This window comes from Levilactobacillus parabrevis (assembly GCF_044051715.1).
In the GTDB taxonomy this organism is placed as follows: domain Bacteria; phylum Bacillota; class Bacilli; order Lactobacillales; family Lactobacillaceae; genus Levilactobacillus; species Levilactobacillus parabrevis.
On record NZ_CP168688.1, the window covers coordinates 2,282,616 to 2,297,543 of the forward strand.

Here is a 14,928-nt window from a genome sequence, read left to right on the forward strand (position 1 = left end):
TAAGTCGGCAAAAGCTGGCCCACCAGGCGTTTGGGAAAACGGTTCCAAATCCACCATAAACTTTTTTACTAAAGGGGTTGTACTTTTTTTAAACGGTGTTACACTGTAGTTGTAATCAAGGGCGAGTGATTACTCGCTCGATAACTAGAAAGGGGATTTTATCATGTTTACCACAACATTTTGGATTCTTGCTATTTGGTTAGTTATCAACGGAATTTGGACCTGCACCGCGACGACAAACCGGGAATTAATGAAGTGGTTCGGCTGGATCAACGTGGTTGCTATTATTGCCGGCTTCTGGGTATTCTACGGTGCCGCTGGCGTTGCTGGTCTGACAGGCTGGTTCACTGCAGTTAACTGGGTCAACGTTATCTTGGCAATCACACAGTTCTACTTTGCTTACAAGAAGACTGCTGCACAGGCACATTAATTCAAATAAAGATCTTTACTTAAAAACCGGGGATGACTGTGAGCATCCCCGATTTTTAATGACTCTCAAAGTTTTAACGTTTTCCACTTCCAACTGCTGAAAATTCCAGCTGGTGTGGAAACCACCTAGTCTGCTCTAGCACCTTAATTGGTATTTACTAAGGAAGCTGGTAAGATTAAGAAGACCCTTCCAAAACTTAAATAACCCTACTGATAACCGCACCGGCGTATCAGTAAATTTCAAATACAAAAAGGTGGTCGTGCCATGTCTGTTAATAAAATATTGGATCAGTTTCCCGCCACTATTCAAGCGACGAAGGAGCTCACGCAAAAGCAAAAAGACGTGCTGATTGCCAGCATTCAACTCTTTGCCAAGCAGGGGTACGCCAATACCAGTACCCACCAAATTGCAGTTGCCGCCCACCAATCTGAGGGCACCATGTTCAAGCATTTCAAGTCCAAGGCTAATATTCTTCGGGTCGCCTTGGAACCCGTCATCTTCCAAATTATTCCGGACGTTGCCGCTGAGCTGAAGAAAGATACACTGAGTAAGCCTTTCACGAACCTTCATGACTTTCTGATTATCTTCGTGCAGAACCGCATGGAATTCGCCGATGCCAATCAAGACGCCATCAAGGTTTTCTTCAGTGAACTGCTCTACAACGAGGATCTTCGTCAGGAATTCATCGACGTTGCTCGTAAGCAATTCATCGTGTCCTTTGAGGGTACGGTGACCAAGCTACAAAAACACAACTTGATTATCAACTGGCCATTCACCATGATTTTCCGTTACATTGCGTCGATCGTTGCTGGCTACATTCTTGACCGGTACGTGCTCTTCCCCAACCGGGATTGGGATGACGACAATGAAGCCAAGTACCTCGTCGCCGAACTCGAGAAAGTCTTACAACCAGAACAAGCCTAGACACACTGTCTAGACTTGTTTTTCTTATGGTGCATCCGTCAATTGCCACAGCAGTTCACCACTGTAATCACCGGCAACGGCATCACCATTGACCTCAATTAAGACACCATCGTTATCTTTCCATTTTTGAGCAACGTCAGTACATTCATCGTCTTCCTTAGTCGTTTGTTCTTCAATTACTGTCGGCTTGTCCCCAATAGTCAGCTTCTGGCGGGCTTTTCCATTACGGTAGACCACGTTTCCACTCAATTCACGACCATCCGTGGTGGTAAATTTCTTACTAACGTTTAGTTGAAGCTTCCAAGAACTCCCGGCACCTCGGCCATCACGTACCCGTAATTGCCAATCCTTGTCTCGACCAATCATCTGGTGTCTCCCGTTCAGCTCGCCTTTAAAATTACAGTTGCAAGGCATGGTATCAAACGCCAAGTCCCCTGAACGTTGGTTAACAGCGATTTTTAACGGTTGGGTTTCATCTTTGCGGTTCGATGCTTGGACCGAAATATTGTTCTTACCCGGTTTCAATAATCGGCTAGGCACCTTGAACTGGAATTTTCCGGATGTGCCTTCCCAGGATCCCTTGAGTTGACTCAGATTAAAAGTCAGGCCACCGACGTCGATTCGAACCTTGGTATCTGCTATGATGTCGTCATTAATATCTTTACCATTGTTGGAAAGTCGCGCATGAACTGTCGCGTCCTCCCCTTTTTCAACGCTCAGCGCCCCGTCGTCTAAGCTCTCCAGTTTTAAATTGAGCTTCCGTTTAACCGTATACCCCGCCGACTCTATCTCAACGTAATGATCCACTCCGGAAAAGATAACTTTACGTGGTGGCACATAGACATCATGATCCACTGGCTGGATTTCCGTCTTCAACCAAAATGCTAACGAGGGGGTCGCCGTAGAGAAGGCCCGACTCGCAATTCGGGCATCTACACGATCAGCTAATAACTCCTGATCATTTAACGGATGGAGGGCATGCATCCCATCATTCGTGAAGTGTCCCCGAATGCGTTTAACCGCGGATATCGCTGGTAACAGTGCCGTAGCTGTTGTCAATGTCCCTAATTGCGTTGGATGATCTGCCGTTGCATGCAGAACGTAGCGCAACGTCTCACCAGGGAAGACCGTGTCCCCTTCTTTAATCTTGCGTTTAACGGCCATATTTTGCATGATGTTTGTTTCCGCCAACTTTGAGAATTGTATCTGACGGGGTGTTTGATCCAGAACGACCAACTGATTAGCACTGTTGAACTTACCAGTGGACCCGGTAATTCCCCAGGCCACTTCATTGGCCGGTGTTTTCCCGTCAGCGGATAACTTCTTACGATCAATCGTAACGGTGTCCTGAACCTCTGGCTTCATCGGTTGACGCGTCTTAGGATCTTGATCGTTGAAGGCATAAGTCATCTGACTGCTCTGCACTTTCCAATCAATCGTCACGTGGCGCCATTGACCATCGGCAGGATTCGCCATCAACTTAGGCTGTTGATGTTTCAAAGAAAAATAATGTTTGTTTCGCTGACCATACTGTTTGTACATAGAAGCATCTGCTGGATAACCACTCGCAATATGTGGTCCCTGACTTGGGATACCCTCCGCATCGTAGTAATTTCCGGCACCAAGACTAGGCGTCTTATTGACCGTGGTATCAAACTCCAATGCCCAACTATGTTGAATCGCTATGGCGGCCAGGTCCGTACTCGAGGCTCGAGAATTAGCATCACTAGCCCAGGCCCCTAACGATTGCCCTTTTCCACCCTTGGCAATCGCATGGGTAGCCGCCGTATCATTTTGTAGGACAAAGGCCATTCCAGAACTCTGCTTAGCCTGCTTATTCCCAAAGTAGAGCCAAAATGACCAACTCGTATCGTGAGTCAGATTGACCTTGGCCCCGGTCTTACCGAGCCGCTGTGACCAGAGCGCGCCCACCTGTTCTGCTCGCGGTTCAATGTTATCATTGGTAATTTGGGCAATTGACTCCTTAGTAAACGTCCCATCTACTAATTGAGTAGCTGAGTAACTCACATCATTTGTATTAAATAGTGACGACAATGTCATCCCGTTTGGTGCCGTCTTAATGGCAGCTTGCATATCTTCATCCAAGGCGACTCCGGCAGCCTGGGCCTGCCGTTCACTTAGCAAACCAACTCCCAGGCATGTTATAATAATGATTAATAATCGGCGCATGTGTATTCCTCCCTGTAATCTCTATCGAATTAACACTCGCTTAGGGAGTATACAGGAGAAATGGCCATTTGACCGCAAAATTAAGTTGTTTTCATAAATAATTGTGTGAAATACAATTGTGTACAATCTAAAGTGCTGAATTGATAGGCTTTCCCTGCTGTTTGGGGTGGCCTATTTTTCGAAGGATGGCCGGTTAAAATTGACTATTTTCATTTTTCCCACAATGGTTGCGTGGCGTGACTATTTCTAACCCGCAGGCCTAGCCTAACCATTATTCAAGTCTGGCACATCCTCAAGCAACCACTGCAAGCTTCCGGAATAATCGCCAGCTATGGCATCTGCGGCGACTTCGAGTAAGATTCCCGTATTCGCTGCCCACGTCCGATCTACCCAAACCACCTCACCTTGGGTACGACTGGGCTTCTCAGCGACCGTTGTTACATTGTTATCCAACGGCTGATGGCCGTTAGCTGTCATTAACAATGGCTGGCCGCGCAATGGTTGCCCCTTCGTCGTCGTAAAGCCGTCGGTCATCTTAACCTGCAATCGCCAGTTCTTTTCCGGACCGCGCTCATCACGAATCCCGAGTTGCCAATCATCACGGCGTTTCAGCAACCGCTGTCGCCCATCTAAAACATGAGCTTCAAATGAGGCTACTTGCGGCACATGCTCAAAACTCAGAGTCCCCGGCGAACGAACCAGTGAAATGGCGATTTCATTCGAGGACAATTGATGACCCGTCGCTCTTAATCGCAACCTATTCTCTCCCTCTCGCAATAGGTTAGCGGGAATCTGAAACTGATACGTTCCCGGAGCGTCACCGGTAACTAGCCCACCCGCAAATTCTGATAAGGCGTGAGACTGTCCGTTTAGACTAAGCTGTAGCGGATATTGTGCAACTGTCGCTACATCCAGTGGCAGGTTTCCATTCTGTAAACGCACCTTTATCGTTGCCGTCTCATGCCGCTTGACTAGGTATACATCATCTCCAAGATTAGTCAGCTTTAGGTACAGGCCGCCCGCAACTTTGTAGGCCGGGGCAGTTAATGTCGTTTGATAGTTGCCGCCATAGAACTGGGCAACCGCCGCTGGACGTGTCACTGATTGCGTGACAGGTAAGGCTTTCCCTGTCACTTTGACGGTTGCATGGTGTCGTTGCTTCGATAATCCCTGCGACCACTTCACCTGGATCTGGTTTCCCTGTGACTTAGCAATCTTCTCGGTCTTTTGATCACTGTAGCTGATTTGACCGCCAGTCACGTCCAACCCTTCAGGCACCGGCATGGTCATCGTTAACGGCTGGAGTTCCTGCTCGCTGTCAGTCGGTTGATAATCAAATTCATAGCGATACGTCAACTGATCGCCGGCAGCTACCGTGGTCCTCGCTGTGACTGACTGCTTCGTTGTCTCATCATCGAGATAAGCGTTGGCCGCAACCTTTCCCAAGGATGAAGCATGGTCGATCATGACCAAATTATTCGCCTGATTATTGGGACCGGTAGCACCAGTAATCCCCCAATATGCCTTTTCTTGATCACTTCCGGTTGCCACATCCTCAGGTTTCACACGGAACGTATCAGAGTCAAAAATTTCTCGTTCGGCATTCGTCGCTGGGTCCCGATCATCATAGTAATAAGTTAAGTACCGCGAGTTCGGATCCCAAGACATCGTCAAATGGTGCCAAGAGCCATCCGCCCCATGACGCAACGGATTTGCATGGTAGTGGCGTAGCACATAATTTTTGTCCCATGATCCATTCACTAATTCCGGCGTCCACAAATAATAGCTCGGATCTGCCGGCGAAGCGTAAGCAATATGTGGGGTCCTACGCGTTGCGGTGGCCCCATCAAAGTAACCCGCCAACTCATGTATATCACCATTAACGTGGGTATCAAATTCCAGTGCCCAACTATTCTGAATAGCGGTCTGCGCAATCTGTTGCGACAACCCTTGATTGTTACTCGTCACGTGTCCCCAGACCCCTAACGATTGCCCACTAGCCGCCAATGCATGGTCCCCTTGTGGTGAATTCTGCACGACAAACGCCATACCTTCGCCGGCTGCCTCCCCACGATTACCAAAGTACAGCCAAAAACCCATCTCCATTTTCTGAGTTAAATTAAACTGATTTTGTTGATTACCAGCCGTCTCTCGCGACCAAATAGCCCCAATCTGATTGGGTTCTTCTGGCGTAATCTGTGCGATTGATTTAGGAATCGTCGGTGAATCCAATAACTTCGTCGATGATCCAGGGATATCGGTTGTAAATACCTGATCCAACGGCATTCCCGTCGGTGCCGTTACAATCGCATGTGCTAAATCGGCGTTTCTGCTCGTCGCCTGTACCTTCCGGCTAGACCAGACACTAACGACTATCCCCATTATGAAAAATATAACTAAAAACCTCTTCACTGTGCTCCCCCTAGTCTGTCCTTACTAAGGTCAAATTATACCGGAGGAAACTCGTTAACGGCGTATAAAACTCCCAATATAAATAATTAGGTATTTGCATTCTTGTGTTAGCGATTGCATTTAACGTAAAATAAAACGACAGCGAGTTTTACCTCCCTGCCGTGTCTTTTGTCTAATTATGATTAAATTTATTGATCAGGACCTTGGATGGCCGCGCCAGCCGGATCAAGCCGACCGTTAACACAATGCTCAACGCAACCATCAACGCTCCAAACAACGGCGTCCAGCCCAGCCCGAAGCGACTTGTCACCTGACCACCGATGCCTGAACCTAACGCAATTCCAACGTTAAAGGCCGAAATGTTCAATGCTGAGGCCATCGTGATATCAGCCGGCGTATACTTTTCTGCTAACTGCACGATGTACAATTGTAGGCCAGGGACGTTCATGAAGGCGAAGAATCCCATCACTAAGACTGTCAGTAAACCTAACCACTGGCTGTTTGCCGTTACCGTCAAGACTAATAACGTGGCAAAGAGACCGATAAACATTTTCAATAAAGCTGCCAGTGGCTTGGCATTCGCCCAGCGGCCACCCAACGTGTTACCGACAGCGACCATCAAACCATAGACGACCAGGATCACCACGACAGCACTACTAGACCAGCCCATCTGTTGTTCCAACAACGGAGATAGGTAGGTGTAAGCTACAAAGGTTCCCCCGTAACCCAAAGCCGTCACCAATAAGGCCACTAAGAGTTGTGGGTTCCCCAAAACACGCAAGATGCCCCGCGCTGTTGCCTTGCTGGGCAGCGGCAGATTCCGCGGAACCAGAATGTAATCGGCAATCAAACCGATTACGCCAATAACACTGATAAAAATAAATGACCAGCGCCAACCGCCTAATTGACCAATCATGGTTCCCAGAGGCACCCCAGTAACCGTAGCCACCGTCAGTCCCGTAAACATCACAGCGATTGCTGATGCCCGTTTGGAAGGCGCCACCACGTCAGCGGCAATCACGGATGCCACCGTCATGAAGATACCATGGGCCAAAGCGGCAATAACTCGTCCGGCTAAAAGAATCACGAAAGTTGGGGCAAAGGCAGCAACCAAGTTACCCGAAATAAATAGCAGCATGATCACCACCATCAGTGTGTGTCGGTTGATTTGCCCAGTCAGCAGTGTCATGACAGGCGCGCCGACCATGATACCCAAAGCGTAGACTGAGACCGTCAACCCCGCTTGAGCTAGGCTCACATGGAAGCTTTGAATCAATAGGGGAATCAGCCCCACACTAATAAATTCAGTTGATCCAATTGCAAAGGCACTAACGGCCAGTGCAAGTAGTGTAAATGTTGGTGAAAGTTTTTTTGTCATAATGACCTCCTTGAATTGCGAACTCGATAAATATTGATTATACTGGCTGAGAACTCAAGTACAAGAACCCACTTTAAAGTGCCCTACCCACCAAAAGGTAACTATCAGTCAGGAGGCCGTTTCATGCCCACAAAAACTTATCACATTGGTGTCGAAGCCACCATGGAGATCATCGGTGGCAAATGGAAATCGATCATTCTCTGTCACCTACGTCATCAAACCATGCGGACCGGTGAGCTTGCCCGCGCTATTCCGCAAATTTCTCAAAAGATGTTGACCCAACAACTCCGCGAATTGGAGGCCGCCAACATCGTCTCTCGCCACGTCTATCAGCAGGTTCCACCGCGTGTTGACTACAGTCTAACCGACTACGGCCAGTCACTGTCGGGAATCTTGCATGAACTCTGCGTCTGGGGCGAGGATAATATCGACCGGCGACAAAGTAACGGTGAGGCCATTACCCTGCTCAGTCGTGACGACGTTTAGGCTCTGACCATCAACCAACCAATAGCCAGTTCTCCTAATTGTCGTTAAGGGAGGCCGGCTATTTTTAACGCGACGCTTCAAGGTGTGACTTGCTAACCAAGGCAATTAGTTCTGACTATGAATAAAAACAATTATACGAAAAGTCAGACCAATTTCAGTTACCAACAGCTTGACCATATTGGGCCTACTAACCCTGTTTAGACCACTCAGCTATCCCTATTTTCCGTGAAGATAATGCTTGTCAGGCGTCTCAGCGAATGCTATGGTTTAGCTAATCCCATACCCTTAACAGGTTATCTCGATCAAGAACAGCGGTCTTTACCAATAGATTCATATTTACATGATTATTTTTGTACTACAATTCTGTTAAAGATGGGTTGTTGTTTCATCTTAAATACCGCCCCGTCCAGCCAAGTGAGAGGAGAATTCCATGAAACGTCCAAAAGTTGGCAACCCTCGCCATATCATTGGGTTATTTCTGACCGTTATCATCCTAGCTACCACGGTGATTTTACCGGCAACTAACATCTCTGCCTCTAAGATATCCGGTAAACAATCCCTGCGAACTGAAAGAAAAAACTTCATTAAGAAAAACCAGAAAGCACTCAAAGCGGCGACCCTAAACGCGAAGGGTCTCTCTATTGCCTGGAAGGATGTCCTCCAGCACAAAATCAAATTCCTCAACCGTTTGAAAAAGACCGTTGCCCAAGAAAAAGGCACCGTCTATTCTGCAAAGCAGGCCAAGACGCTGACCCGCAAGATCAACAAACTACATAAAAAATATGCGATCAAGTTAAAAAAGCTAAAGCGCCAAAGGCAATCCGCAAACATCGTCTACGGCTCCTACGTTGATGGTAACTACGTTTCGTTTATGAAGGAAAAAGTCAAACAAGTCGGTAACCGAACCTACGTCCTCTGGGGCATTCATGAACACAATGGGAAGTTTACCAATTATGGTGGTCACGGTGCCGGCTTTACAGTCGGCTAGTGATTGGTGATTATTGGGGCATCACTAATCATCAAGCAACCCCTCTTTAGTAAAACTAAGCACTCAGTCAGAAAACGCAGACCACTTCTACTAATTTAGTAGCCACCTGTAAGGCCAAATCGATTGCTCTACGGGTGGCTACTTGCGTATCTATATCGCCATCGCAGTTTTCCTCCAACAAATTCTTTTTCCCCTTAATCCACGATTTTATTAAAGTTTTTATCCGTTTCAAAATAGTTGGTGCATTGGCCTGCTAAACTCCGTATAATAGGTACGTTATAGCTTTGTCACGTTTTCATAATTAGCTACATACCTCATCGGAGAAGGGAAAAATAATGCACGTATTTGTTAATATTGTGCCGCAAAACCAGTTAGACTGGGCGTGCTTAAGCACACTCGTCGGGGAGTTGACCAGTCAACACTTTGCGGACGCCTCTTTTAATCTGCAATTACCAGCAGATCAGGCCCTCACGCCCGAACAACAAGACCAAGTTGTTGCCTGGGGGTTAACGGTCAATCAATTGCAACCGACTTTAACACCACACAACTATCTCATTAATTTAAGAGAAACTGACCACGTCCTTCCAGGTGCCTTTCACCAGTGGGCGCAAGTCATGGCAAAACACACTGGCAGCCCAATTAGTCTGGCGGCTTTTGATTCGTCAGAGGACTTGGATGCCCAGATTATGGCGTACGTTGCTGATCATCAAGAATCCGGTCTGCAACAAACCTATCGACAAGTCGCCACGGCCAGCATCGACGACCCAGATGAACGGCTCTTCACCCTCTGGAGCCTTCAAAGTTACAGCGTTCAGACGAACCTGCAGAACATTCGGCAGATGACCCAACGCATCCGGCCAACGGGCATTCTACTACCAACTGAACTGTTGATACCAACTCTGCCACTCGTATCGGCTGCCCAAGCTTTTGCCGTTTTGCGGCAAGGTACGGATATCGTGCGTCTCCACGTCCCAACAATTCAACGCTCAATGTGGGCTGAAGCTACGCCCATCGCTTGGCTTGATGAACTGACACAGGTTGACACAGCCCAACTGGATGTTATGTGGCAACCTGCATACACGGACTACGTACAACGCCAGCTTAATTTCTTGCTAACAACGGCTAGTCATAAACAACTATCCAAGCAGGCACACATAACCTTAATGACACGTATCAAACAACTGATCACTGGGCCTACCCATCGTTGGTCTCGCCTTGGACTTTTACAACTGATATCGCCTCGTCTGGCACATCAGTTGTTCTACTAGGAGGCCCTCATGAAATTTAGCATAATCACGCCCTGCCAACCTGCAGAGCTATCTCAGTTACTAGAACTTCGCCAAAACCTAGTCAATCAAACCACGCATGATTTCGAATGGCTAATTGCCCTAAATACACCACTCGATTTAACCACCCCCGACTGGCAGTTGCCCTTTGCTGTACATCAAGTCAGCTTTGATGGCTCGACTCTTGGCGCTGCACGCAATGCCGCCATGGCCACCGCAGTCGGCGATTGGTTGGTCTTTGTCGATAGCGATGACTACCTGACAGTTAGCGCCTTAGCTGAAATTTCAGCTATCCAACCACTCTCTGCCGACACGCTGGCTGACCTGTATCAATATCCCACTTATGAACCTCACACGTCCTTCGTGGCGAGTCAAGAGCAGGCACCCATCGCGGACAGTCTTCCTAAATGGGGCGGTCCTAAGCGGCGGCAGCTCAAGAACCGCGCCGTCAATCTGAATGAGGCGATGCTTAGCCAGCTTTCGTCTGATCAACAGCTGGCACCCGTCGCTGCTAATTGGCTACAGCACAAGTACGTTCGCTGCACCGGTGATGACCGGTGGGCCCAATTCAACCGCCAACTGAAAATCACTGGAAAGGTGATCGACCGCCGCTTGGTTCAAGATAATCAATTGGTGTTCGACACTTCCAATGCCCTTTACCCAGATTATGCTTTCCTGACGCAAGTTATGGCCCGGACTAGCAGCTATCTTCGCTTGGCCGACCCAACCTACATCCGCGTAAAGCACAACGATCCGATCAACCAGCCTTCTGTTCACCAACTTGAAGCACCTGACCGCTGGCAACAACGACTGGCGGCTTGGCACACCAGCTTGGCTAACATTAGTGACGAAGGTCTCCATCTGGCCTTTAGTCGCTATTGTCTGAACCGAATTCACCGGTACCTATACATGGCTTTAGCTACCGGGGCCACGGTCGATGACGATGACACGTCGACTATCTCTAACGTTCCACAGCTGATTACACAGCTTCATGATTTTCTACAACTGGTCGATGAGGAAGCGCTTGGCGAAATTTCAATGTTGAGTCGTCACATTCTCAACAAAATTCGGCGTCAACCGGTCTACCCACATCACGCCATCAACCGCATCGTACATTTACGCCAGTTAGGCCGTGTGATCAAGCATCGTGGCCGCGGTATCACACGCCTCTCCTACATGTGGTGGTTCACCAAGCTCCCAATTAAGCCCAAGACAATTCTCTATGAATCCTTCCTGGGTCGAAATTTCTCAGACAGCCCCAAGGCCGTTTATAACTACCTGCAAGCCAACTATCCTGGTCAGTTCAAACACGTTTGGATCTCCAATCCCGGCGTGACCGGTATGCCGGATAAGCGTCCCAACACAATCGTGGTAAAACGATTCGGCTGGCGGTACATGTATTATTTGGCTACCGCTAAGTTCCAAGTCATCAACATGCGCCAACCCAAGTGGTTCGTCAAACGACCCGGCACCAAATTTCTGGCGACTTGGCATGGGACGCCACTAAAGCACTTAGTTTTTGATATGGATAACGTGGCCAGTGCCAATCCGCTCTACAAGCAGATTTTCTTCCAGCAGTCTCGTCAATGGGACTATCTGGTCACGGCCAATCAGTTCTCCGTGGATGTTTTCGAGCACGCCTTCATGTATCCGGTCGAAAAGATGCTGAAGTCCGGCTATCCACGTAACGATATTCTGAGTGTCCCGGACCGCGACGCGCGGGCCCGTCAGATCAAGGAACAGTTAGGCATTCCACAGGATAAGAAGATCATCCTTTACGCACCAACTTGGCGTGACGACGATTACTACGGTGTCGGTGACTACAAGTTTACCTTGAAGCTCGACATCAACCGCCTGCGTCGTGAACTGGGTGATGAGTACGTACTGGTCTTACGGACCCACTACTTCATCACGGAACACTTGGATACGACTGGTTTTGGTGACTTCGTGTACAACGAATCTAGTTACGACGACATCGCCGAACTCTACTTGATCTCAGATGTCCTGATTACTGACTACTCCAGTGTGTTCTTCGACTATGCCATCCTGAAGCGCCCCATTCTCTACTTCGTTTACGACTACGAGAAGTACGGGAGCGTCCTACGAGGCTTTTACCTCGATATGGAAAAAGATTTACCTGGTCCCCTGTTGAAGACCAACGACGATGTCTTAGCGGCGCTGCACAACCTGCCGCAGGTCACTCGCGACTATGCGGCGGCCTACCGGACTTTCAGTCAGCGATTCAACGCTTGGGAAGATGGGCACGCCACCCAACGCGTGGTTGACGCCTTCTTCGATCAAGACGATTTAAAGTAAGCTTTCAGCAATTTCAAAACTCCCATGCCGGTAATTTCGCCAGCATGGGAGTTTTTGTGATCTATTCAATTCACTAATCATCGCGCTTTGAAACAGCTGACCCACTAGATACGGTTAGTCTCGCTATCCATCAGCAAAACTGTTACTCTCAAAGTAACCTAAGATCGCGTTTTCTGCTGTCGCCGTTGCCGAATATCCGCAATCAGGCTAGCTAGTGTGATAGTGGCCATCTGAGTTTCAGCCACTGTCTGCACCGTCGCATAGGCCTCGCGCAATGTATCCTGGATATTGCCACCCACGATACACTGTGGATTGGTCTTATCATCGATGTGCAAGAGATGATCATCCGTTTCGACCGCTCGATAAATATCCAAGAGTGAAATATCCGCTGGATCACGCGTAATTTCCGGCGTGGCCGTTCCCCGTTGTGTCGCAAGTAAACCCGCCGTTCGTAACGCGGCCATCAAACGCCGGACCAGCCCTGGATTGGATTCAACACTCTGAGCGATCGCCATGCTGGATAAATCATCGTCGTGGTAGATTTCAACATACGCCAGAATATGCACGGCATCACTAAGTTTATGGGAATATCGCATGGTCCACGACCTCCTTGATTACTTCGTTGTTGCTAAAGCCGTCGTTAAGAAGTCTGGTAGGCTCTGTGCGGGTTGGCCCATAATTTGACGGTAATCATCGGTCACCGTCGCCAACAGGCCACGCCCTCCGGCATCGTACATGGAAGCCAACATGTGACCTTCGCCGCCTTCGTTATACAGCGCCGCAAACTCGCTGAGTGTGACCGGCGCGTAACCAATGGCCTCATCCGAAACGTTGCTGAGGACCTTGGCAAGCGCTGGCATCGTGTATGAACGCTCCTGGGTCAGTGTGTACATGGGTTGTCGCCACAACGCTGGGGTAACAGCTACCTTGGCAAAGGCAGCTGCACTATCGGCCAAACTGATGAAGCTCAGTGACGCATCTCCCATGGGATAAATAACATTGTGGCGTTCGATCAATTCCGGCAAGTAAGGTACCAATGGATCAGCGTATAGTGCATTGCGTAAAATAGTGTAACTCAAGTTCGTGCCTGCCAATCTGCGCGGGACATAGCCGTAAAATGCAGAAAGGTCAAACGGATTGTTCGTCTGATCGGCAATGAAACCCATCACGATCAAATGCCCCACCTGTGCCTTTTCAGCCGCCGCAATTACGTTTTCAAATTCCGTCACGCGGCTAAAACTGTCGTGACTCTTGCTAGGAACATAAATAGCCACATCAGCAGCATCCAAGACGGTGGCCACCGTATCGGAATCGCGATAATCCAACGGCAGGACCGTCATCCCCTGGGCCGCAAATGTTGCGGCTTTTGCCGGCGTATGAACACCGAGCGTCATCTGCTGTGGCGCAACTAATTGGGCTAAGGCTTTAACAATTTGGGTACCCAAGTGACCGGCGGCACCCGTAACGACATATTTCATCATGAAGGACTCCTTTAGACTAGTTGTTACTTTAAAGATAACATCAAAACCTCTCCTCGTCCATCAACTCACCTCAGATTTTGACAAATTGCACTGCTTATTCGCCACAAACGACTATAATAAAGTTAAGATACATTAACCTAAAAATAGTTTTGATGAGGAGTGAGTAACGTGGTTCAACAATTAGCTAATAAAGTTGCAATCGTCACTGGTGCCGGTTCTGGTAAGGGCCAAGCCATTGCCGAGCTATTTGCCAAGCAAGGTGCCCAGGTCGTCGCTGCCGACAGTAACGCCGAAGCGCTGAATGCTGTGGTCGATGGCATCAATTCCGCTGGTGGAACTGCCATCGCAGCGGTCACCGACGTCACCAAAGACGCCGATGTTACGGCCATGGTCCAGCGTGCTGTTGACCAATTTGGCCACCTCGATATCTTGGTCAATAACGCCGGGATGCTCGATAAATTAGCACCCGCCGATACGCTGACCAACGAGCTGTGGGACAGAGTCATGACGGTCAACACGACCAGCGTGATGTTGGCCACGCGTGAAGCCCTCAAGCGATTCACCGCCCAAGACGCCGGGGTTATCCTCAACATTGCCGCGGTTGAAGGCGATACCAGTGACCGGGCCAGTGCGGCCTACGCTGCCTCCAAGCACGCGGTGGTCGGCCTGACAAAGAATACGGCCTTCATGTATCAAAACGCTGGGATTCGAACCAACGCCATCGCTCCCGGCAGTAAGGACGCCGAATCTCCACTGGGCATCACGGTTCCTACCACACCTAGCGGCAACAAGATTGCCCAAACGGCACTGTTCCTATGTTCCGATGCCGCCAGCTACGTCAACGGCGTCATCGTCCCAGTGAAATTCTAACTTTCAATCGAAATCAAAACTGGCATCGTAACGCAACAGATCATGTTGCGCCGCGATGCCAGTTTTTACTTCTATTCCCAATTGTTTTAACTACGCGCTACGCCAATTTGCCTGAGATACCGTTCAAGGCCGTCCCCACACCATCGGAGCCCTGGCCACAACAGAAT

General features: G+C 48.9%; 12 protein-coding genes. 7 read left to right on the top strand and 5 right to left on the bottom strand.

What is annotated here, in order from left to right:
- Window positions 1-163: 163 nt before the first annotated feature.
- Both ACEPSU_RS10725 and ACEPSU_RS10730 read left to right on the top strand, forming a co-directional pair.
- Window positions 164-430: a hypothetical protein gene (locus ACEPSU_RS10725; RefSeq protein WP_395321549.1), complete on the top strand. Its 267-nt coding sequence runs from the start codon at window positions 164-166 to the stop codon at window positions 428-430.
- A gap of 264 nt (window positions 431-694) precedes the next feature.
- Entirely contained in the window at window positions 695-1,354 is a 660-nt protein-coding gene (locus tag ACEPSU_RS10730) for a TetR/AcrR family transcriptional regulator (RefSeq protein ID WP_395321551.1), read from the top strand.
- A 24-nt stretch (window positions 1,355-1,378) separates the two neighbouring features.
- Here the strand turns inward: ACEPSU_RS10730 and ACEPSU_RS10735 are convergent, their stop codons facing one another.
- From ACEPSU_RS10735 to ACEPSU_RS10745, 3 genes are all read right to left on the bottom strand, one after another.
- On the bottom strand, window positions 1,379-3,544 hold the full coding sequence (locus ACEPSU_RS10735; RefSeq protein ID WP_395321553.1) for a lectin-like domain-containing protein: 2,166 nt from the start codon (window positions 3,542-3,544) through the stop codon (window positions 1,379-1,381).
- Between the two features lie 264 nt (window positions 3,545-3,808).
- Window positions 3,809-5,926 carry a lectin-like domain-containing protein gene (locus ACEPSU_RS10740; protein ID WP_395361541.1) on the bottom strand — a complete coding sequence of 706 codons (2,118 nt, stop codon included), beginning with the start codon at window positions 5,924-5,926 and terminating at the stop codon, window positions 3,809-3,811.
- Window positions 5,927-6,128: 202 nt separating this feature from the next.
- Window positions 6,129-7,334: an MFS transporter gene (locus ACEPSU_RS10745; protein ID WP_395321556.1), complete on the bottom strand. Its 1,206-nt coding sequence runs from the start codon at window positions 7,332-7,334 to the stop codon at window positions 6,129-6,131.
- A gap of 123 nt (window positions 7,335-7,457) precedes the next feature.
- Between ACEPSU_RS10745 and ACEPSU_RS10750 the strand changes: the two genes are divergently transcribed.
- The 4 genes from ACEPSU_RS10750 (at window position 7,458) to ACEPSU_RS10765 (ending at window position 12,410) form a co-directional block, all read left to right on the top strand.
- A complete protein-coding gene (locus ACEPSU_RS10750; RefSeq protein ID WP_020088714.1) occupies window positions 7,458-7,820 on the top strand; it encodes a helix-turn-helix domain-containing protein in 363 nt (120 codons plus the stop codon).
- A 430-nt stretch (window positions 7,821-8,250) separates the two neighbouring features.
- Complete coding sequence (locus ACEPSU_RS10755; RefSeq protein ID WP_395321559.1) at window positions 8,251-8,808, top strand: hypothetical protein; 558 nt, start codon at window positions 8,251-8,253, stop codon at window positions 8,806-8,808.
- A gap of 335 nt (window positions 8,809-9,143) precedes the next feature.
- Window positions 9,144-10,076, top strand: a complete 933-nt coding sequence (locus tag ACEPSU_RS10760) for a hypothetical protein (protein ID WP_395321560.1) — start codon at window positions 9,144-9,146, stop codon at window positions 10,074-10,076.
- Window positions 10,077-10,085: 9 nt separating this feature from the next.
- Complete coding sequence (locus tag ACEPSU_RS10765) at window positions 10,086-12,410, top strand: CDP-glycerol glycerophosphotransferase family protein (protein ID WP_395321562.1); 2,325 nt, start codon at window positions 10,086-10,088, stop codon at window positions 12,408-12,410.
- 158 nt (window positions 12,411-12,568) lie between these two features.
- Here the strand turns inward: ACEPSU_RS10765 and ACEPSU_RS10770 are convergent, their stop codons facing one another.
- A complete protein-coding gene (locus ACEPSU_RS10770; protein WP_395321564.1) occupies window positions 12,569-13,006 on the bottom strand; it encodes an Rrf2 family transcriptional regulator in 438 nt (145 codons plus the stop codon).
- An 18-nt stretch (window positions 13,007-13,024) separates the two neighbouring features.
- On the bottom strand, window positions 13,025-13,888 hold the full coding sequence (locus ACEPSU_RS10775) for an NAD(P)H-binding protein (RefSeq protein ID WP_395323187.1): 864 nt from the start codon (window positions 13,886-13,888) through the stop codon (window positions 13,025-13,027).
- 171 nt (window positions 13,889-14,059) lie between these two features.
- On the opposite strand from ACEPSU_RS10775, the gene ACEPSU_RS10780 reads away from it, so the two are divergent.
- A complete protein-coding gene (locus ACEPSU_RS10780) occupies window positions 14,060-14,761 on the top strand; it encodes an SDR family NAD(P)-dependent oxidoreductase (RefSeq protein ID WP_020088708.1) in 702 nt (233 codons plus the stop codon).
- Window positions 14,762-14,928: the final 167 nt, after the last annotated feature.